Genomic DNA, 21,437 nt, shown 5'->3' on the forward strand with positions numbered 1-21,437 from the left:
TGTAAAGGGCTAGCCATTCACTTCGGGTCGTGCCTAGCATAGGGCATTTTCTTGACTCGCTTAAAGTTCAATTTGTTTAGGATACTACGACTCGAACCGCATGACAAACCTACCCGAAAACCCAGACCCCCATCTGACCGACACGCGTTGCGCTTGGTGCCGCACCACGCCCGACATGCGGCAGTATCACGATACCGAATGGGGCTTTCCGGTGGCGGCGGATCGACGCCTGTTTGAAAGCCTCTGCTTGGAAAGCTTTCAAGCGGGGTTGAGCTGGCGCACCATTTTGGCCAAGCGTGACCATTTTCGCCAGGCCTTCGCCGATTTCGACTTTGATCAAATTGCCGAGTTCACGGCGGCGGATGTCGAACGCCTGTTGCGCGATGACGGCATTGTCAGGCATCGCGGCAAAATCCAAGCGGTCATCCACAATGCCCGCTGTGCACAAACGCTGGTGACGCAGTACGGTTCACTGGGCGCGTTTTTCTGGCCATTTGAGCCGGACGAAACCCACTTGCCGCCACCGCAAAGCGTCACCACGCTTCCCGAGGCGGTGGCACTGTCGAAGACACTGAAAGCCATGGGGTGGCAATTTCTCGGCCCCACCACCGTCTTCGCCTTTATGCAAGCGGTTGGACTGGTCAATGACCACGCAGCCGACTGCCCCATTCGCGCCAACGTTTGCAAGGCGCGACAAGCCTTCACAAAACCCAAATAAAACCACACACCCCAGACAAAACCTTGCCCCGGATGGCTCACTTTCAACCCCAAATCCGCTATACTCTACGCCACATAAAACAACCTATAGATAAACCTATAGACCATAATGCACTCTAAGAGATTTACACCCTATGTCGTCAACATCCGAAGTCCTCAGCCTTCCCATGCAGCCGCACTGGGACGAGTTCCAAACACTGATTGATACCGAACAGTCGCTGCACCCTTTCTGCGAAGCCCTTGCACAACGCCTCATGACCTGTGTGGACGCCGACGCCTGCGGTATTTACCTCAAACTCACCGAATCGGACACCCTCAAGCAGGTTTACTTAACCTCCGGTGCTCACTTCACCCCCAGCGCCTATCTGCATCGCGGGCAGCTGCACCTGGATACCGGACAACTCTTTATCCCCCTGTCCAGCGGCGATCAAATATTCGGTGTCGTGGCGCTGCGCACCGTGAACCGCGAGGTTCTGCAAGCCCAACAGGCCAAACTGGCGCGCACCGCCTTTAAGACCAGCCTGAAGCTGCACAGTATGATTAACGAACAACGCCTGAATCGTAAAATCCGCGTAATGAATGAACATCTGCTCAGTTACGAAACCGACCCGGACGGCCACATTATCGATGTCAGCCAAGCGCTCACGGAAGAACTGGGCGTCACCAAACAGGCGTTGCTGGGGGAAAACGAAACTCACCTGTTCACTCACGCCAGCATTGAAAACGATGACAAGGGTCAGGTGCTGAAGCTCTCATCCCCCAATGGCAACCCGCTCTGGCTGCGCTCCAATAAAGTCCTCAGCTACGATTTTTTCGGGGAACAACACGGCCATTATCATCTGTATGAAAACATCACCGACTTAAAACAGGCCGAATTGCGTTCGATTACCGACGAACTGACCGGTCTGTACAATCGCCGCTACTTCAATCAACGTTTTCCCGGCGACATAGACCGCGCCGTGCGCTACAGTGAAATCGTCGCCTTTATCATTGTTGACATCGACAACTTTAAAAAATACAACGACACCTACGGTCATCAGGCCGGTGACACAGCGCTGGTGACGGTTGCACGCACATTGCATGAATGCTTTCGACGCAAAGGCGATTATGTGTTTCGCTTGGGCGGTGAAGAATTCGGCGTGATTTGCAATGTCACCCAAGCACAGGATGCCGAAACCCTAGCCAATATCGCCTGTGAAAAAGTGGCCGCATTGCAAATGCCGCACACCGGCAACCCGCATCATGTCGTCACCATCTCCTGCGGTGTGGCCACGGTGGACGCCCAACATCCCGCCGACAGCAATGAGCTTTACAAAATGGCGGATCAAGCCCTTTATGCCGCGAAAAACGAAGGACGCAATCGCGTCAAAGTCTCCGGCGCCGACGACGATATCGAATTTTTCTGAGCCTTAGCCTTCGCGCGATTTGGCCAGGCCTGGCAAAATACCCGACACGCGACTCAAACAGTCTCATTCTGGGTAATGTCCTGTCGGGCATAGCACCATTCACAAAATTAATCACAATCCATAAGAAAAACTTATCCAAAGCTAAAAAACCTCTCTTTGACTCGCCTCGCCATATCTTTGAAAATGCATAACAAGATTCAGTCAAAGTGAGAAACGACAATGGATGTCATCGTATGGAGCGCATGGGTTGCGGGCCTGTCAATCGGCCTGTTTGTAATTGCACATTTTTGGTTAATGGGCAAACCGGCGGGCTGCTCGACCGGTTATGGCAATGTCTGTGGCTTGGTTTTCCCGCGCATTCGCTATTTTCGCACCGGGGAATACACGCGCCTGAACAATGCCCGTTTGTGGTTTCTGCTGGGCATTCCCATCGGCGGCCTGATCAGCGCCCTACAGTCGCCGGAACCCTGGCACCTGAGCTTTAATATGGGGATGTACGATGCGATTCTGCCGCAAACCACCGCTGGCAAAGCCCTGTGGCTGATTTTCGGTGGCGCACTGCTGGGCTTTGGTGCTCGCTTGGCGGGGGCTTGCACCACTGGCCACGCGCTGGTGGGCGGTGCCATGCTGAACCCGCCCAGTTTACTGGCCGGCGCAGTGTTCTTCGCCAGCGCACTCATTACCACCCAACTGCTGTTTGGCACTTAATCTTATATCACATTGCATCAAAGGAACGCCCATGAACCAGGACTCAAACCCTACCGACCCATCCAACCCAGCCGACCCCACCGCAAGCCAAACTCGCTTCCGCCCGTTTTGGCTAACCTATCGCCCCCATGTATTTGGTCTGTTGATGGGCATTCTATTTGGTTTTTTAATGAGCCATGCCGGTGCCACCACCTATGACTATCACGCCAAAATGTTTTTATTTGAAGATTTCCAACTGATGATCGTCATTGCCAGCGCCGTCGCCGTTGCCATGCTAGGGGTATTTCTACTGAAACGCTTTCATGTACACGCCGTTGCCACGGGTGAAGAAGTCGATTTTGTCAAAAAGCCTTACCAGAAAGGCTTAGTCATCGGGGCACTGCTGTTTGGCATCGGCTGGGGCATGACCGCCTCTTGCCCCGGCACCCTGCCCGCGATGATCGGCGAAGGCAAAATCGCCGGTGTATTTGCGCTGATCGGTCTGTTACTGGGCACCATGGCCTACGGCATTCTGCAAAGCTATATCCAACTGGAAAAAGTGCACGGCGAACGACAGCGTCCTGACGCCGAGGCCTAAGTTCGATGGACAAGACAAACGCCCAGGCCTGGTGAAACCGGCGGAAAAACGCGCCTGACGCCACGCAGGGTTGAAGTTTTCCAATCATTTCATCAGATTAGGCAAATCGGGAACGGCTTTTCAGTATAATACGCTCTTTTCAATTTAAGAGAGCCCTTCCCCATGAGTACAGATCATATTCGCAACATTGCGATTATTGCCCACGTTGACCACGGTAAAACCACCCTGGTAGACCAGCTTTTACGGCAATCCGGCACCTTCGACGAAGTCCGTAAAGACATGGGCGAGCGTGTCATGGATTCGAATGATCTGGAAAAGGAACGGGGCATCACCATTCTCTCCAAGAACACCGCCGTCAAATGGAACGATTTTCGCATTAATATCGTAGACACCCCGGGGCACGCCGACTTCGGTGGTGAAGTGGAACGGATTCTGTCGATGGTGGACTCGGTGCTGCTGCTGGTCGATTCGGTGGAAGGTCCCATGCCGCAAACCCGTTTCGTGACTGAAAAAGCCTTGAAGCAAGGCCTAAAGCCGATTGTCGTCATCAACAAAATCGACCGCCCGGGCGCTCGTCCGGACTGGGTGCTGGATCAGACCTTTGATTTGTTTGACCGTTTGGGCGCCACCGACGAGCAGATGGACTTCAACATCATTTACGCCTCCGGTCTGAACGGTTTTGCCGGACTGGAAGAGGATGTGCGCGACGGCGACATGACGCCGATTTTTGAAACCATCACCCAAAAGGTTCCACCACCGGATGTGGACATGGGCGGCCCCTTTCAGCTGCAGTGTATTTCGTTGGACTACGACACTTATAAAGGCGTGATCGGCACCGGTCGTATCAAGCGCGGCTCGGTGGAAGTGGGCATGACCGTCACCATCATCGATGCCCAGGGCAAAGAACGCAAAGGCAAGATGGGGGAACTGTTCGGTTACCACGGCTTGGAGCGTGTCAGTGTGGACGAAGCCCACGCCGGTGACATTGTCGCCTTTACCGGACTGGATCCATTGAACATCTCCGACACTCTGTGTGATCCGAACCACCCGGAAGCTTTGCCGGCTCTGACCGTAGACGAGCCCACCGTCAGCATGACCTTCCAGGTCAACGACTCACCATTCGTCGGCCAGGACGGCAAGCTGCTGACCTCACGCCAGATTCGCGAGCGTCTGGATAAAGAACTCCTGACCAACGTCGCCTTGCGCGTGGAAGAAACCGAAGACGCCAATAAATTCCGCGTTTCCGGTCGCGGGGAACTGCACCTGTCGGTATTGATTGAAACCATGCGTCGTGAAGGCTTTGAAATGGGGATTTCCCGTCCCGAGGTCATCTTTAAAGAAGAAAACGGCGAGATTCTGGAACCCTATGAAAATCTGACGGTAGACGTTCCCGAAGACGCCCAAGGCACCATTATGGAAAAACTGGGCGAACGCAAAGCCGAAATGCAGGACATGGTGCCGGACGGGCACGGACGCGTGCGCATCGACTTCATCATTCCGTCGCGCGGCCTGATCGGTTTCCGCACGGAGTTCATGACCGCCACCCAAGGGAACGGCTTGATTTTCTCCAGCTTCTCCCATTACGGGCCGAAGTTTGCCGGCACTCTAGGCGACCGCAATAACGGCGTGTTGATTTCCATTGGTCAGGGCAAGGCACTGGCCTTCGCCCTGTTTAACCTGCAAGATCGCGGCCGCCTCTACATCGGCCACGGTGACGAAGTCTACGAAGGCATGATTATCGGCCTGCACAGCCGCGCCAACGACCTGACGGTGAATCCGCTGAAAGGCAAGCAGCTCACCAATATGCGCGCCTCCGGCACGGATGAGGCTCTGACGCTGACCCCGCCGATTCGCTTTACACTGGAACAGGCACTGGAATTCATTGACGATGACGAGCTGGTGGAAGTCACACCGCACAATATCCGCATCCGTAAAAAGCTGCTGACCGAAAACGAACGTAAACGCGCTGGGCGCAGCAAAGCCTAACCCGCAAGCGGTCAAAACCGCCAGGCCTGGTAAAACAACATTTGCCCAGGCCTGGCAAAACAGTATTTGCCCAGGCCTGGCAAAACAGTATTTGCCCAGGCCTGGGCATTTTTAATTTCCCCTCCCTTCCCCCTTTCCGCTAAAATCATCGGTATGAATCTGGAACAATTACTTTACCCGCCGATCCGTCCCTTTGCGGAGCACAGTTTGCAGGTGGATAACACCCACACGCTTTACGTTGAGGAAAGTGGGCATCCGCTGGGGTTGCCGGTGCTGTTTATTCACGGTGGTCCTGGCGGTGGCTGTACGCCACAGCAGCGGCGGTTTTTTCACCCGGATCACTACCGCATCATTCTGTTCGACCAGCGCGGGTGCGGCAAATCGCGCCCCCACGCCTGCCTGACCAACAACACCACCGCCCACCTGATTGAAGACATCGAAAAAATTCGCCGTCACCTCAATATCGACCGCTGGGTCTTGTTCGGCGGCTCTTGGGGATCGACCCTCAGTTTACTCTATGCGCAAGCCTACCCTGAACGGGTGCTCGCCATGATTTTGCGCGGCATTTTCCTGTGCCGGGATGAAGACACCCGCTGGTTCTACCAACAGGGTGCGGATCGCTTTTTCCCAGACTATTGGCAGGACTTTATCGCCCCAATCGCACCGGAAGACCGGCACAATATGATTGAGGCTTACTACCGGCGACTGACCGGCGACGATGAAATTGCCCGCATGAGCGCGGCGGAAGCCTGGTCTATCTGGGAAGGCCGCACCGCGACACTGGAAACCGACGAGGCGCTGGTCAATCATTTCGGTGACCCCTATCACGCGCTGGCCATGGCGCGCATTGAGTGCCACTATTTCGTCCACCAAGCCTTTATCGAACCAAATCAAATTCTGGACAATGCCGCCATCCTCAACCGCATCCCCACCACCTTGGTGCATGGCCGTTACGACATGGTTTGCCCGGTCAATCAGGCGTATGAATTGGCCGCCGCCCTGCCACAGGCCCAGCTGGTTGCCTGCAACCGTGCCGGACATTCCGCCTTTGAGCTGGAAATCGCCGAGGCCCTAATCCAAGCCACGCAACACACCTATGAAAGCGTCTGGCTTGATGACCTCTCCCACCCTTCTTAGCGGGAAACCCTATTGATGATTGGGTTAACCTTATGATTTGTTTAATTCAACGTGTCACTCAAGCACGCGTAGACATCGCCGGAAAGAAGGTGGCAGAGATTTCACCAGGCCTGGTGGTTTTGTGTGGATTTCAGCCCCACGACAACAGCGACAGCCTGCAACGCATGGCGCATAAGCTATTGCATTACCGCGTCTTCAGCGATGCCGACGACAAAATGAATCGAAACCTTCAGCAGGTCGGTGGCGACTTGCTGTTGGTACCGCAGTTTACCTTGTCGGCCGACACCCGAAAGGGGCTGAGACCGAGTTTTCACACCGCGGCCGAACCCAAAACGGCACAGCGACTCTTCACGGTGTTTGTGGAGGAAGTCACACGCGACTATCGCCCCCCTCAGACGGGCGTCTTCGGCGCGGATATGCAGGTTTCCCTCACCAATGATGGCCCTGTGACCTTCTGGCTGGAAAACTAACGACAAGGTACGGGGCACGGAGTACGAAAGCGAAAAGCGGTTTTCATTTCCGTCAAAAGCGGCTACACTTATAGCTTATTAGTCCTTATGTGACCAGCCAAAATGGATTTGCCTATGGCCTCTGCCGACCTTCATACACAACCACGAAAGCACGCCCAATCCACCCCTCTGATTCTGGTGGTGGAAGACGATCCCGTCACGCGATTAACACTGTGCAAGGTGCTGGCCAAGTCTGGGTTCGAGGTGATGGAAGCCAGCAACGGCCAGGATGGTTTTTCGCTGTTTATCGAACAGGCACCCGACTTAATTCTAATGGATGTGATGATGCCGGTGATGGACGGCTATGCGGCGACCCAAGCCATTCGCAACTATGAAAAAGACCGGGCGGTTCCGATTCTGATGCTGACCGCTCTGCACGACATCAGTTCCATAGACCAGGCGTTCGAAATCGGAGCCACCGACTTTATCACCAAACCCATTAACTGGTCGTTGCTGAGTCAGCGCGTTAAATACGCCATTAAATCCTCTTTAATCGAAGACCAATTGCGCATCAGTCAGTCGCAATTGATGTATGCCCAGAAACTCGCCAAACTGGGTTACTGGGAATGGGATGCCGCTTCTGATCGCGTTACCGGTTCCAGTTCAGCGTTTGAACTTTTCGGCATACCCAATCAGGCCGACGTCACTCTGGAGCAGTTTTTCTCCAACATCATCCCCAAAGACTTGCCACTGATTCAGCAGGCCATCGCCGATGCCACCCAGGGCTATAACGACATTCAGGTCAGTTTCCGTGTGCTGCACCATGACGGCTCCATGTCGCATATCGACTGCTTGGGTGAAATTCGTTTTGACGCGGGCAACACCATCGAAAAAATCACTGGCTCGGCACAGGACATCAGTCGATTGCATAAAGCCGAAAGCCTGATCGACTACCAGGCCAGCCACGACAAGTTAACCGACTTGGCCAATCGCTCCTTCTTCAATAAAACCCTCACCACCTTTATCAAAGAAGCGCATGCCAATAAATACAGCGCCACGTTGATTCTGGACATCGACCGCTTCAAGAAAATCAACGACAACCTTGGGCAAGAAAACGGCGATGCGCTGTTACGCACGGTCGCGCAACGCCTGAAAAAAGTCACTCGGGAAGACGATTTTGTCGCCCGACTGGGCAGTGATGAGTTTGCCATTTTAATTAAAAATGCCGAAGACATTACCGAACTGAATCTGTCGTTGCGACGTATTTTCCACGACATTTCCAAACCCTTTATTATTCGTGAACAAGAACTGTTTGTGACCTTTTCCATCGGTGTCAGCATTTTGCGCCAGGACGGTCACAAGGCCGGCGAGCTGATCGCTCATGCCAATATCGCCCGCAGCGAGGCCAAACGTCAGGGCGGCAACCAGTTCCTGTTTTATCAGACGGAAATGAATGCCGAGTCCAAAGAACAATTGCTGCTGGAAAACGACTTGCGCAAGGCGCTGGATCGCAACGAGATCGAAGTCTACTTCCAACCGCAGGTGGACGGCAAGACACTGAAACCCTATGGCGCGGAAGCGCTGGTTCGCTGGCACCATCCATCTGAAGGTTTGATTTCGCCAGCGGTATTTATTCCCATGGCGGAAAACAACGGCATGATTGTGGAGATCGGTCACTATGTGCTGCAAACGGCTGTCAAAGAAGCGGAAAAGTGGCATCATCAAGGCCTGAAAATCAAAATCGGTGTCAACCTGTCCGGCCGGCAATTTTCCAGTTCCAATCTAATGAAAGACGTGCAGGACGTGCTGCAACACACTCGGTTACCCGCTCAGTACTTGGATTTAGAAATCACCGAAAGCTTAGCCATGAGCAACGCCGACCACAACATCAGCATTCTGAAAGGCCTAAAGGCGATGGGCGTCAGCCTGTCGATCGACGATTTTGGCACCGGTTACTCATCACTGGCCTATTTACAAAGTTTTCCAATCGATGCCATTAAAATTGACCGCTCTTTCATTAACAACCTGGATACTCAGGAAGGTCAGGCCATTGTTCGAACCATTCTGGCGATGGCGGAAAGTCTTAAACTGAAAGTGGTGGCCGAAGGCATTGAAGACGAATTTCACGTCTCCTTTTTACAGAATAAAAACTGTGATGTATTTCAGGGATTCAAATTTGGAAAACCCATGCCGGCCAGCGATTTTCAACAATATCTGAAACATCAGCACGATTTTTAAGCGGAGCCAGTTGCTCCAGTGACCCAGCAGACACCATAGGAAACCACTATGCCCGAACCGGTTGATACCAGTAACTTAGACATGCTCAAAGACGTCATCGGCGATGACTTAAAAGACATTTTGCAAAGCTTTATCGACATCGCGCCCGGATCGCTGGCGGAGATTCGCCTTGCCATTGACAATAGCGATGCCGATGCGTTACGGCTGCATGCACACACGCTAAAAGGCAGTTCGGCCAATGTCGGTGCCACTGAGTTGCCTACCCTCTGCCTGACATTGGAAACCCAGGGCAAGGACGGTCAAGTGACTGGACTGGAAGCCGATTTCAAGGCGGTTGAAACGGAAACCCACCGAGTTGAAGCGTTTTTACAGCGCTATATCGACGGTTTGTAAACCACCCCGAGATTCGGTGCCTTCACCGCTCAACATACCTTTTTATTTCACAAAACGAGATGTCGCTATGCATTATCAAGTCACCCCAGAAGAAACGCATCTGGCTAAAAATCCGCACCATATTTTCAATATCAACATTATTATCACTCATCTGTTTATTTCCATGATTGTGTTGGAAATCGGCACCACCATGATGTTACTCGCCGTGCCTGTCGTGTCGAGTCTGGTGATTGCCTATATTTACCAAAATGGCCGTGCCATACGAAAACGGGGTTCTTGGTTTGTTTCCGCGCATTGGGAACTGGCTTGGCGTCGCTGTCGGATCCTCTTGTACAGTTATGCCATTGCGGTTTTAATGGTTGCCATTTACGTCATTATCAACCAGATATTTCCAGGCGGCTTGAAGATGGTGGACTTCTCAGAAGGCGGTGAAATTAATATCGGGGAAATCATCACCATTCGATTTGCGGCGGTGGTGATTTTTATTGCCGTGCTGATTACCTTCATGCAGACCGGTATTTCCGTCTACGATGCCGGTAAAGGCATTATCGACCCGAAAATCGCCAAATACCTGCCGCGCGATGACAACGCCAATGCGGAATTGGGCGAAGGCGATGATGAAGTGCGTCACGACGGCCAAAAGCAAATGGGGTCATCTCAAACGACGGATAAAGACCCATCATGAGCCAGAAGACGACTACCAAGCGCCGTTTACCCACCTTTTTGATCGTACTGTTGGCGGCAATCGGGCTGACCACCGTATTTGTGATGATTCCGCCCAACCATGACAAGGTTCCGGACAAACAACTGCCATGGAACAGTCACTACAATGCCAACGGTGCCTTGGAGGCGCTAGGGCTGGTTGTGAATCAAAGTACGGTTCAGGAGGCCAAGATGCTGTTTGGCGACGATGTGGAAGTGAAAATTTTTTCCAAAAAGGATGAGACCGGAAAGTCGGCTGAAGCCTATTTCCCATCCATGCACATTGCCACCATTCATGGCGCTCTGGCCATTGGCATTGCGGTGCCGGAAAATCAGCTGAACGCATTCTACGCCCAAGGGGTACAGACAACGGTGACGCCGAATGGAAATCGTCAAGTCACTCCGAATACGGATGATATTCAAGTGCTGATGTCGCTGCCGATTGCCAGCGTTACGCTCATCCCGCGCAAAAACCTCACCCAGCGTGCCATTGAGATGCGATTCGGAAAGCCGCAACGCATTGAAAACCAGTCCGATGGCTTGGAACACTGGTTTTATCCTGAAAAAGGACTGGAGTTGCTCTACGACGAAAACGGACCGGAAGCCTTGCAATATGTGCCAGGCCTGAAGTAGCAAAACCCTTGGGCGAGCGGCCTGTCAGATTCAAGCCGACAGGTGCCTCGCGCAGCTAGACTTCTTTTTTCCAGTGCCCACTTTTGCCGCCGGTCTTTTCCAGCAGCTGTACCGAGCCAATCACCATGCCCTTATCCACCGCTTTGCACATATCGTAGAGCGTGAGTGCCGCCGTTGTGGCGGCGGTTAAAGCTTCCATTTCCACGCCAGTCTGACCAACCAGTTTGCAGGTGGCGTAGACTTCCACACAGCTGCGATCGGTATTCGGAATCAGTTCCACTTTCACGGACGTCAGCATTAACGGATGGCACATGGGAATCAAATCCGGCGTGCGTTTTGCCGCCATAATGCCTGCAATGCGCGCCGTGGCCATGACATCCCCCTTTTTGTGCTTGCCCTCCAAAATCATCTGCAGGGTTTCCGGTAGCATACGAATCTCCGCCATGGCACGCGCCTCACGCACTGTATTGTCTTTTTCACTGACGTCCACCATTCGCGCTTGCCCTTTGGCATCCAGGTGTGTTAATTGAAGTTCGTTGGTCATATTGAAATCCTGTTTTGTTTGCGGAACGGCTTACACCATCTCTGAAAAGGGATAAAAAGCAACAATATCCCCTTTGGATAGGGTTCGGTCTTCGGGAATCATCACAAAACCGTCCGCCCAGACGGTCGAGGTAAGCACCCCGGATCCTTGCTGCGGATACACCTGCACCACCGTTTTCGTTTCACCTTCCGGCACCACAAGCCGTGCGCGTGCAAATTCACGGCGGAAATTGGCAGTCGGCCAGTCAAAATCGGCTGCCAGCCAAATCGGCGTAATGCAAATATTCTTCACCCCTTGCATTCGTAATAGGTAAGGACGGGCAAAGAGGTTAAAAGTGGCAAAAGCCGACACCGGATTACCCGGCAAGCCGATAAACGGTTTGCCTGAGACTTCACCGAAAGCCAAGGGTTTTCCAGGCTTCATTTTCACCTTCCACAGTTCCAAACGCCCTACCGATTCAACCGCGGGTTTAATATGATCTTCTTCACCCACGGAGACACCGCCGGTCGTCATCACCACATCCGCAACCTCCGCGGCTTGCTGCAGAACCGCAATCGTATCCTCAAGCGTATCCGGTACCCGACCCAGATCAATCCATTCAAAACCGAGTTTGGACAAAGCCCCCGCGAGCACATAACGATTGGTGTTGTAAATCTTGCCGTGCTGCGGTGCTTCGCCCGGTTCTAATAACTCATCTCCTGTGGTGAAGGTGGCGATTTTGAGTGGGCGATAGACAGTGACGCTTCCAATCCCGATGGACGCAGTCAAGCCCATGTCCTGAGAACGCAGCCGATGGCCTTTTTCCAGAATGGTCGTACCGGCTTCAATATCTTCACCCGCCCGACGAATGCTTTGACCAGGTCGGGTGGTTTTCGTCAATATCTTGACCTTGTCGCCCACCAGCTCCGTGTCTTCTTGCATGATGACGGCATTAGCGCCTTTTGGGATGGGGGCACCGGTAAAGATTCGCGCCACCGTGCCGACTTCCAACGGTTCCGGTGTCGAACCGGCCACCACGCGCTGACTCACTCGAAAGGTGTCTTCGTGGGTCAAATCCATACGGTCAATGGCATATCCGTCCATTTCACTGTTGTCGTGAGGCGGCACCTGCACCCCCGAAACGATTGGCTCGGCCAACACCCGCCCGAGTGCATCCACCAGATCCACTTGCTCGGTAGGCTGGGCTCTGCGGGCTTGGCCGACCAGGTAGGACAAGGCTTCATCAAATGTTTTCATAGCGTTTTCTCTTAAAAAAATCCCCGCCGAAGCGGGGAAAGATGACAGATAAATCACGTTGATTAAAACGTTTGGTTTTCAGGGGGACTCTCTTTTCAGGGAGCCGCCCATCGTTGCTCGGCTTCTTGATCACTGATACGCGCATCCACCCAACGGGTTTCCCCATTTGGAAAGGTTTCTTTTTTCCAAAAAGGCGCGTTGGTTTTGAGAAAATCCATAATAAAATGCGCCGCTTCAAACGCCGCTTCACGGTGTCTGGAGGTCACAGCCACCAAAACAATTTGATCGCACGGTTGCAGCTCACCGATGCGATGAATAATTAAACTGCTTTGCAGTGGCCAGCGTTCATGGGCTTGCAGGCGAATCTTTTCCAGCGCCTTTTCCGTCATGCCGGGATAGTGCTCCAGTTCCAGTACGGAAATATCATCCCCTTCGTTGATGTCTCTGACGGTTCCGACAAAAGACACCACCGCACCAATGTCTTTGTGCCCTTGCCGCAAAGCACGCATTTCCTCGGTTAAGTCAAAATCCTCAAGCTGAATGCGCACATACGGATAGGCATTCATTGTTAACCGCCCGTCACCGGTGGGAAAAAGGCGATTTCATCACCGGCTTTAATCTCGGTTTTGCGGTCGGCCAGGGTATGATTCACAGCGATTTGCAAATTGAGATTGTCTTTAAGCGCCTGCTGCCACACCTCACCGCGCTGTGCCAGATCGTCCAAGAGGCACGCGACCGTTTGATAAGCCTCGGGTGGCAGTTGCTCCTGACTTTGACCTAAGGCTTCTCTAAAACTGGCAAAATAAAATACATTCAGCATGGTATTCTCCCTAAATGCTTACTCGATGCCCCATCCGCTGCCAAATCAGCCGCCCAGGGACACCATTTGTCTGAACTCGATATTATGAACGTTTTCGTTAAAAAAGTGACGTTCCGGCTTTTTCTTCATGGCTTCCACAATCAGGGCTTTCAAGCCATCGTCAGAAATGCCATCGCGTATCGGCGTGCGCAAATCAACCGAATCTTCTTGCCCAAGGCATAACGCCAGTACACCCCGTGCGGTCAGGCGAACACGATTACACGATTCACAGAAATGATCGGACACGGCCGAGATCACACCGACTCGGGTATCGGTGCCTTTTATGAGGAAATTCTTGGATGGCCCATCATGACTTTTCCCCGTGGACGGAATTAAATCCGTTCCCACATGTGCTTTGACGCGCGCCATGATTTTGTCCATCGGATAATGCTGGTCCATCAAACTGATGCCCGCCTCACCAATCGGCATGGTTTCAATAAAGCGAACTTCCACGCCCTTTTCCAGGCCGTAGTCCACCATTGACTCTATCTCGCCATCATTGGTACCTTTCATCACCACCATATTGAACTTGATCGGCTGAAGCCCTGCCGCTAAACCCGCCTCAACCCCGGCCAGCACCTTAGTCAAATCGCCGCCTCGTGTAATCTGGTGAAAAAGCTTGGGATTTAAAGAGTCGATGGAAATATTGGCACGTGTCACGCCAGCCTGCTTGAGCGCCACGGCATGCTTTGCAAGGTGATGCGCATTGGTTGACAGCGCAATCTCTTTCAACCCTTCATAGGGACTGATTTCGGAAACGAACTCCGCCACGCCTTTTCTTAACAGAGGCTCACCACCGGTCAGACGTACCTTGGTGACACCCAGTTCGACAAACGCTTTTATGATACGCGCCAATTCGTCAAAGTCGAGGTATTCGGTGTGCCGTCCTTCAGGGTGCGCCCCTTGCTCCGGCATGCAATAACCACAACGGTAATTACACTTATCCGTGACCGACACTCTCAGATATTCGATTTTCCGTTGAAACGGATCAATTAAAGCCATAAAAACCTTTCGTTATTTCTTAGTGAATAGAACGGTTATTTTAACGCTTTCCACCCTGAATTCAAGGTATGACTTGGAAAAAAATCAAAAGAAATCAATGACACGTATAAAAAAGGACAAAAAAAACCCGCGACAAGCGCGGGTTCTTTTCTGTCAGCGAAATGACCTAAGTCATTACATACCGGCGTGACCCACACCTGGTGGATCTTCGTGCATACGCTGAGGAACGTTGTACTGCGGCGTTCCGTCAGGCAGAAGACGCGCTTGAACAAAGTTCTGCACATTGCCTTTACCGTCACCGACCATGTAGTCCGGACAATCTTTCATGCAACGCTCGTTATGAATCACCGGACGGTGATCACAGAAGAAATTGCCTTGGTTCTTCATAAACTTGTTTTGCTTCATCAGCAAATCCGCGTTATAGAAAGCATCGTCTTCCAGTTCGATGGGCTCACCGTCTTCGGTGATACCGATTGGGACATAGTTGGACTGCATAATGTAACCCGTAATCCCCATGTAACCGGCTTCGCCAATGAAAGGCGCATTTGGCGTCCAGAAAGGCATGGTACGGCGCACATAATCAAAGAAAGTCACCGCATACGGCCAGTAGTTACCTACTGTTTTCATGGGTGCTGGGGCGTTAAAGTCAGACGCCACCAAGTTCTCGTCAACGGCCAATGGCAAGTAGCCCTTAGCCCCTTCACCGAACTCACCGTGGCACATGCCGCAGAATTGAACGTAGACGCGCGCACCTTCTTCAACGGTCATCCCCACAGAAGGATCCGGCAAACCATTACCGTCACCGTCTACCGTGATCTTCCACTTAGACATGGCGGCTTCTGAGATGGGCGTTCCATAACCGTAAGCCACGTAGCTACTATCATCGTAGTAGTTTTTCGCCACACTTTCATGGACATCTACAAACGCTGCAGGAATCTTACACTGAGCGTTACCGTGGTTACCACCATCAATACTGTCTTCCACTTCGAAAGAATAAGGATTGTTGGGATCCAGCTTGCCTTCCAAACCAGCACGACCGTAAGCCGCATCTTTGCCTAGAATCGCTTCAATCACTTTGGCATCCAGATACTTACCGTCGTTCTCTTTAATGATTTCAACGTAATTGGCGGCGTACTTGCCGTCAATCTTACCGGCATCACCGGATGCGCTGCTGTTAGAGTCGGAATTACCGCTCATGGCAAAGGCTGTTCCGGCGGCTGCCAGAGCAATCGCCGTTGCCAGAATGCTTTTCTTAGTACTGAACATTTTCAATCATACCTCCGTTTTTACCGTCATCCCAAGCGCGAATACGCCAAGTAACCATCGCTGTACGGTGATAAACGTTGTTCGTACCTTCCAGCTGACGCATTTGGGGCATAGGGGGTTGAACGTAGCCGGTCTCATCGGTGACACGGCTCATCAAGAACGCTTCAGAGCCATCCCAGTCCCATTCCACTTCGAAACGCGTCCAGGCTTTGTCCAACACCGGAGAGGTAAAGTGCGCCTCTTTCCAGTTACGACCGCCATCAACAGACACATCGACGTGCGACACTTTACCACGACCGGACCAAGCCAGACCGCGCACAAAGTATTTGCCGGGTCCTTGCATTTTGAAGTCGGGTGACGGATAGGTGATAACGGAGTTGGCTTCCATGTACCATGAGAAACGCTGCGCGGTGCCGTCTGGCATCAACTCAGTGTACTTAGAGGTTTCTTCACGGTGCTGTGCCGGAACATCATGCACTTGAATACGACGCAGGTATTTGATCCACATATTGGCTTCACAACCTGGCACCACCAATCGAATCGGGTAACCTTGTTCACGACGCAGTGCTTCACCATTCTGCGCATAAGCCACAAAACAGTCGTCCATCGCCAAGTCAATCGGAATGGAACGTGTCAGACCCGCGGCATCCGCACCTTCGGGAATCAGCCACTTACCTTCCGGCTTGATGCCCGCTTCCTTCAACAACACAGACAGAGGGACACCTGTGTATTCACAGCAGGACATCATACCGTGTGTCCACTGAACCGAGTTCAACTGAACCCCTTTCCATTCCATTGCGCCGTTGGCCGGACATTCCACAAAGTGAACACGGGAAACGGATGGAAAACGCTTCAAGTCGTCAACGGTAAAAATCAACGGACGCTCAACCAAACCATGGATGACCAAGCGGTGATCCGCTGGATCAATGGTCGGTACACCGCCGTGGAAACGTTCAAAGTGCAGACCGTTAGGCGTAATGATACCGTTCAAACTCTGAATCGGCGTCATGGTGATGGAGGCCATGGAATCCGGCGTCAACCATTCAAGGGTACGACGCTGAACTTCTTTTTCGTGCGGTGAAGGCATCCCGTAAGGGTACTTACGAACACCGAAACCAAGGGTCTTACGTGCCGGACCATCTTCCAGCACCTGCGTAATCTCAGGCTTTCCTGCGTAAGGCGCAACGGCTTTTGCAGGGTCATATTTTCCAGCCTCAGCCGCTGATGCAGCTTTGGTAAACAAAACCCCACCTGCAACTGCCGCGCTGCCTTTCAAGAAAGCGCGTCGGCTCTGGTTGCGACTTTCGTCAGTCTGTACGGCAACCTTTTCAACGATTTTATCTGTCATTTATTGCTCCTTCATTGGCGTTCGTCAAAAACACCTCAGATTCAAGAGTTTAACCATTATAAGTAGCTTATCTATTTTTGCACCGGATTCCATACGGAGTCACCGGAACGCTTTTGCTAGCGTGTAATAATATGTTTAATGGGCTTTAACTGCAAGCATAAGCCTCAGAAAAATTAGGATTTGCTTATATAAATTTTTTATAAGTACACGATAAAATTCTATGATTTCACCCTTCTCCCAGTACGGGAACTCGGTTTTTAAGCCGAGTTTCATGCTGCCGTCGCTAGCTTTCTGGGAGATTTTCCCGTCGGCATATCGGCCCGGATTTCGGGTTTTCAATATCCTCTGCCACTTGCGCCAGACAGCGCTGCAACTCATCTACCGTCAACACCGACAGCACCTTGTTCATAACGGTCGGGTGAATCGCCACGGTGGTGTATTCGCCGGAAGCCAGCTTAATCTGCACCCCGCAGGCATCCGCCATGGCACCGTCTTCATTCCCTTCAATTTGCGCCGCTTGATCGCCAAAAAGCAATTCCGAATACAGGTTTTCCAGCGTTTCGGCCAGCGCATCGTCCAAGGTGCCGTCTATCGACACAGAATAGGACATTTCGCCATTGCCTTCTTCTTCGCATTCGATTGACGTCGTCAGACCATGCAACTGCACGGCCTCACTGAAACGCTGTGCGATGGGTTCATCAAAAAAGGTGTATTCAAAATTATCAAGCATCTTAATTCCTTTTGTTCTTGACCCGCCGGATCCGGTTTATTTTTGCCGCCGACAGGAGTATTATTCAGCGATTACTTAATGACAGGAGTTTCCCATGATCGAACGTCAGTTCCCGATCACCCGCATGCGCCGTATGCGCAAAGATGACTTTTCACGCCGCTTAATGAGCGAAAACCTGCTCACCCCGCAAGACCTGATTTACCCCATGTTTGTGATAGAAGGCCACAATCAGCGTGAGCCGGTCAAATCCATGCCGGACATTGAGCGCTTGAGTATAGACCTTCTGGTTGACGAAGCGCAAGCGCTTTTTAGAATGGGCATTCCAATGATTGCCTTATTTCCTGTACCGAATGCAGACACCAAAACATTGGAAGCCGCCGAAGCCTACAACCCAGACGGGCTGGTGCAGCGCGCGGTTCGCGCGGTGAAACAGATGGTACCGGAGCTGGGGGTCATGACGGATGTGGCGCTGGATCCTTACACCACCCATGGTCAGGACGGCATTATCGACGAAACCGGATATGTACTGAACGATGACACCATTGACGTGCTGATGAAACAAGCACTGTCTCATGCGGAAGCCGGTGCCGATGTCGTCGCCCCATCGGATATGATGGACGGGCGCATTATTGAAATCCGTGAATTGTTGGAAGAACACGGTCACACCCACACCCGCATTATGGCTTATTCAGCAAAATACGCTTCGGCCTACTATGGCCCTTTTCGAGATGCGGTCGGCTCGTCGGGCAATTTAGGCAAGGCAGACAAGAAAACTTACCAGATGGACCCGGCCAACAGCAATGAAGCCTTACACGAGGTGGCACTGGACATTAACGAGGGAGCCGACATGGTGATGGTCAAACCCGGCGTGCCGTATCTGGACATCGTGCATCGTGTTAAAACCGAATTCAAAGCCCCGACCTTCGTCTATCACGTCAGCGGTGAGTACGCCATGCTGAAAGCAGCGGCTTTAAACGGCTGGATCAATGAGCGCGAGGTGGTTCTGGAAACGCTGCTGTGCTGTAAACGGGCGGGCGCCGATGGCATTTTGACTTACTACGCTAAGGTGGCGGCGCAATGGTTGCATGAATCCCGCTAAACGGCATGATCAGAATCCAGCCGAACCCAACCGCGCCACGGCACCCGTTAAAGTCGGCCTGGCCTAACGCATTCAAGGACTTTAAATGACCGATTTATACGCCGTGGTGGGCGACCCGATTGCCCACTCAAAATCCCCATTGATTCATCGACTGTTTGCCGAACAAACCGGGCAGGATCTGGTCTATGAAGCCATTCGCATTGACAGTGAAGAAACCCATTTTCGTCGTGCCGTATCCGAGCTAATGGCAAAAGGCTACCGTGGATTAAACATCACTGTGCCTTACAAGCTGGACGCTTTCGAATTCGCAGACCAATGTTCCGATCGTGCTCAAATCGCTCATGCCGTCAACACCTACCAATTTAAAAACGGTCAAATACTCGGCGACAATACCGATGGCGTCGGCCTGGTCATGGACATTGAGCAAAACGCAGGTGTGGCATTTCAAGACAAACGCTTGCTGATTTTGGGTGCCGGTGGTGCCGTACAGGGCGTGCTGCAACCCATTCTCGAAAAACGCCCAGGCCTGGTGCATATTGCCAATCGCACCGCCAAGCGCGCGGAAGTGTTGGGGCAACGGTTTACCACCGACATTCCCATCCGCGCCAGCGGCTGGGAAGACATTCCCGTGCCAGACGGGGGTTACGACATGATTATCAACGGCACCTCTGCCAGCCTGGAGGGCAAGTTGCCCCCTGTCAGCGGAGACGTTCTTGGCGCGGAGAGTTTGGTTTACGATATGATGTACGGCACGGAACCGACCGTTTTTATGAACTGGGCAAAAGGCGTGCAACCGCAATGCCGCACACGCGACGGTCTGGGCATGCTCGTCGGCCAAGCGGCCGAGGCATTTTATCTATGGCGAGGCGTTCGACCCGACACGGCAAGTGTCATTAACAGCGTTCGCGAGACACTGGCAAGGTCCTAAACGCTGCGTTGAGCAGCTAGCCGCCGATGGCGACTTGCGTTTCCGTGGATTGATATTGCTGTTTCAGGGAAACATAATGGGCTGCGGAATATTTGAAAAATGCCTTTTCATCGTCTGTCAGCGCTCGCACCCGCTTGACGGGTGACCCCAGATACAAATAGCCGGATTCCAAGACTTTTCCGGCCGGCACCAAACTGTTCGCCCCTACCAGCACGTGTTTTTGTACCACCGCATTATCCAACACCACCGCGCCCATGCCGATCAAACATTCGTCTTCGATGATGCAACCGTGCAAAACCGCATTGTGCCCCACTGTCACATCGGCACCAACAATGCAGCGCGATCCTTTCGTGATGGGGGAATCGTGCGTGGTGTGGCAAACGGTGCCGTCTTGAATATTGCTTCTGGCACCAATCTCAATGGCATTCACATCCCCACGCAAAGTGGCGTTTGGCCAGATGCTGACCTCTTCGGCCAACGCACATTTTCCAATGACAACCGCCGAGGCATCCACCCAAGCGGTGCTGTGCAATTCAGGCCAATCCGTTAAATAGGGTCGTACCGACATAAGAATCTCCTTAGAGTAAACCAATCTTTTTCACTATAGCGGGAAACGTAGGTTTTGCAAGTCTTGGAGTCACCTTGAACTCGCCTTGAGTAACAATAACAACAAACGACTCCGAAACCCTCTCAATTCATGGTATTTGCGCATTTTACCAAGCCTGGCGGTCTAAAATGGAAACTCCATTGATGCGCTACCCACACTATCCAAGGAGAACCCCATGAAATCACAAACACGCCACCCTAACCGGTTTGTATTGCACCCATTCTTACTGGCCAGCTTTCTATGGCTCATCGCCGCCTTCGCATCCCATGCGCAAGCATCGCCCGCAACACTCAACAACCAAGCGGCTTTAAAAGGCCTGTCTGACATCTACGCGCTCTACGATATCCGCAAATCCAATCCGGACGTCATGCTATCGTATCTAAAAGGCATCGAATCCAACCATGCCAACCTTTTGAAAGAAAAGGTCACGCCGCACCTGCGCATTATATTCATCTCAGCGGCCGTGCAATTCATTACCACCGACCCAGCCGATGCCATTGAAATCGAGCATGGTGACACGCTCCAGAAGATCGCCGCTCAAGTTGCGCGCTTACAAGCACTGGGCGTTCAAATGGAAGTCTGTTCTACCGCCACCGCCTACTTCAAAGTCGATAACGCGACGCTGTTACCAGGCATCGTACCGGTGCGCTCAGGGTTTTTATCCGTGATGGGCTGGCAGGCACAAGGTTATTCGCTGGTGCCGGTTTACTAACCCGCCTGACGGCTTCATCCGTTTGACCCAATCATTAGCCTTCAGACGAGTCGGCTGACTCACTTCAAGATCATCGGACGCATGGTCACCAACTCTTCCGAGGAACTCGGGTGAATGGCGATGGTCGCATCCAAATCCGCTTTGGTCGCGCCCATTTGCA

23 protein-coding genes are annotated in these 21,437 nt (G+C 52.4%); 14 read left to right on the forward strand and 9 right to left on the reverse strand.

What is annotated here, in order from left to right:
- Positions 1-100 precede the first annotated feature (100 nt).
- From ACP5D0_RS05365 to ACP5D0_RS05415, 11 genes are all read left to right on the forward strand, one after another.
- Positions 101-718 (forward strand): DNA-3-methyladenine glycosylase I, encoded by a 618-nt coding sequence (locus tag ACP5D0_RS05365; protein ID WP_472364603.1) that lies wholly within the window; start codon positions 101-103, stop codon positions 716-718.
- 133 nt (positions 719-851) lie between these two features.
- Positions 852-2,123, forward strand: coding sequence for a sensor domain-containing diguanylate cyclase (locus ACP5D0_RS05370; protein WP_472364605.1), 1,272 nt, complete (start codon positions 852-854; stop codon positions 2,121-2,123).
- Between the two features lie 219 nt (positions 2,124-2,342).
- Positions 2,343-2,831, forward strand: coding sequence for a YeeE/YedE family protein (locus tag ACP5D0_RS05375; protein WP_472364607.1), 489 nt, complete (start codon positions 2,343-2,345; stop codon positions 2,829-2,831).
- A gap of 31 nt (positions 2,832-2,862) precedes the next feature.
- Positions 2,863-3,408, forward strand: a complete 546-nt coding sequence (locus ACP5D0_RS05380) for a YeeE/YedE thiosulfate transporter family protein (RefSeq protein ID WP_472364609.1) — start codon at positions 2,863-2,865, stop codon at positions 3,406-3,408.
- A 162-nt stretch (positions 3,409-3,570) separates the two neighbouring features.
- On the forward strand, positions 3,571-5,394 hold the full coding sequence (typA, locus tag ACP5D0_RS05385; protein ID WP_472364611.1) for a translational GTPase TypA: 1,824 nt from the start codon (positions 3,571-3,573) through the stop codon (positions 5,392-5,394).
- A gap of 153 nt (positions 5,395-5,547) precedes the next feature.
- Entirely contained in the window at positions 5,548-6,531 is a 984-nt protein-coding gene (gene pip, locus ACP5D0_RS05390; protein WP_472364613.1) for a prolyl aminopeptidase, read from the forward strand.
- A 32-nt stretch (positions 6,532-6,563) separates the two neighbouring features.
- A complete protein-coding gene (dtd, locus tag ACP5D0_RS05395) occupies positions 6,564-7,001 on the forward strand; it encodes a D-aminoacyl-tRNA deacylase (RefSeq protein ID WP_472364615.1) in 438 nt (145 codons plus the stop codon).
- Positions 7,002-7,115: 114 nt separating this feature from the next.
- A complete protein-coding gene (locus ACP5D0_RS05400; protein WP_472364617.1) occupies positions 7,116-9,218 on the forward strand; it encodes a two-component system response regulator in 2,103 nt (700 codons plus the stop codon).
- Between the two features lie 48 nt (positions 9,219-9,266).
- Positions 9,267-9,611, forward strand: a complete 345-nt coding sequence (locus ACP5D0_RS05405) for an Hpt domain-containing protein (protein WP_472364619.1) — start codon at positions 9,267-9,269, stop codon at positions 9,609-9,611.
- A 67-nt stretch (positions 9,612-9,678) separates the two neighbouring features.
- Positions 9,679-10,296 (forward strand): hypothetical protein, encoded by a 618-nt coding sequence (locus ACP5D0_RS05410; RefSeq protein ID WP_472364621.1) that lies wholly within the window; start codon positions 9,679-9,681, stop codon positions 10,294-10,296.
- Positions 10,293-10,946 carry a hypothetical protein gene (locus tag ACP5D0_RS05415; RefSeq protein WP_472364623.1) on the forward strand — a complete coding sequence of 218 codons (654 nt, stop codon included), beginning with the start codon at positions 10,293-10,295 and terminating at the stop codon, positions 10,944-10,946. The genes ACP5D0_RS05410 and ACP5D0_RS05415 overlap by 4 nt, the downstream gene beginning before the upstream one ends.
- A 55-nt stretch (positions 10,947-11,001) precedes the next feature.
- Here the strand turns inward: ACP5D0_RS05415 and moaC are convergent, their stop codons facing one another.
- From moaC to ACP5D0_RS05455, 8 genes are all read right to left on the reverse strand, one after another.
- Positions 11,002-11,490 (reverse strand): cyclic pyranopterin monophosphate synthase MoaC, encoded by a 489-nt coding sequence (gene moaC, locus ACP5D0_RS05420; RefSeq protein ID WP_472364625.1) that lies wholly within the window; start codon positions 11,488-11,490, stop codon positions 11,002-11,004.
- A gap of 30 nt (positions 11,491-11,520) precedes the next feature.
- Positions 11,521-12,726, reverse strand: a complete 1,206-nt coding sequence (locus ACP5D0_RS05425) for a molybdopterin molybdotransferase MoeA (RefSeq protein ID WP_472364627.1) — start codon at positions 12,724-12,726, stop codon at positions 11,521-11,523.
- Between the two features lie 95 nt (positions 12,727-12,821).
- Entirely contained in the window at positions 12,822-13,292 is a 471-nt protein-coding gene (moaE, locus tag ACP5D0_RS05430; RefSeq protein WP_472364629.1) for a molybdopterin synthase catalytic subunit MoaE, read from the reverse strand.
- 2 nt (positions 13,293-13,294) lie between these two features.
- On the reverse strand, positions 13,295-13,546 hold the full coding sequence (gene moaD / locus ACP5D0_RS05435; protein ID WP_472364631.1) for a molybdopterin converting factor subunit 1: 252 nt from the start codon (positions 13,544-13,546) through the stop codon (positions 13,295-13,297).
- Positions 13,547-13,591: 45 nt separating this feature from the next.
- On the reverse strand, positions 13,592-14,587 hold the full coding sequence (gene moaA / locus ACP5D0_RS05440; RefSeq protein ID WP_472364633.1) for a GTP 3',8-cyclase MoaA: 996 nt from the start codon (positions 14,585-14,587) through the stop codon (positions 13,592-13,594).
- A 174-nt stretch (positions 14,588-14,761) separates the two neighbouring features.
- Complete coding sequence (locus ACP5D0_RS05445) at positions 14,762-15,853, reverse strand: c-type cytochrome (RefSeq protein ID WP_472364635.1); 1,092 nt, start codon at positions 15,851-15,853, stop codon at positions 14,762-14,764.
- A complete protein-coding gene (gene soxC / locus ACP5D0_RS05450) occupies positions 15,840-17,201 on the reverse strand; it encodes a sulfite dehydrogenase (protein ID WP_472364637.1) in 1,362 nt (453 codons plus the stop codon). Before soxC ends, ACP5D0_RS05445 begins: the two co-directional genes overlap by 14 nt.
- Positions 17,202-17,484: 283 nt before the next feature.
- On the reverse strand, positions 17,485-17,931 hold the full coding sequence (locus ACP5D0_RS05455) for a hypothetical protein (protein ID WP_472364639.1): 447 nt from the start codon (positions 17,929-17,931) through the stop codon (positions 17,485-17,487).
- A gap of 94 nt (positions 17,932-18,025) precedes the next feature.
- On the opposite strand from ACP5D0_RS05455, the gene hemB reads away from it, so the two are divergent.
- Complete coding sequence (gene hemB, locus ACP5D0_RS05460; protein WP_472364640.1) at positions 18,026-19,030, forward strand: porphobilinogen synthase; 1,005 nt, start codon at positions 18,026-18,028, stop codon at positions 19,028-19,030.
- Positions 19,031-19,115: 85 nt separating this feature from the next.
- A complete protein-coding gene (gene aroE, locus ACP5D0_RS05465; protein ID WP_472364642.1) occupies positions 19,116-19,958 on the forward strand; it encodes a shikimate dehydrogenase in 843 nt (280 codons plus the stop codon).
- Positions 19,959-19,974: 16 nt separating this feature from the next.
- Here the strand turns inward: aroE and ACP5D0_RS05470 are convergent, their stop codons facing one another.
- On the reverse strand, positions 19,975-20,526 hold the full coding sequence (locus tag ACP5D0_RS05470; protein WP_472364644.1) for a gamma carbonic anhydrase family protein: 552 nt from the start codon (positions 20,524-20,526) through the stop codon (positions 19,975-19,977).
- Positions 20,527-20,740: 214 nt separating this feature from the next.
- Here ACP5D0_RS05470 and ACP5D0_RS05475 point away from each other — a divergent pair, with 214 nt between their 5' ends.
- A complete protein-coding gene (locus ACP5D0_RS05475) occupies positions 20,741-21,277 on the forward strand; it encodes a DsrE family protein (RefSeq protein ID WP_472364646.1) in 537 nt (178 codons plus the stop codon).
- Positions 21,278-21,437 lie beyond the last annotated feature (160 nt).

Source organism: Hydrogenovibrio sp. (assembly GCF_049975065.1).
Lineage (GTDB): Bacteria > Pseudomonadota > Gammaproteobacteria > Thiomicrospirales > Thiomicrospiraceae > Hydrogenovibrio.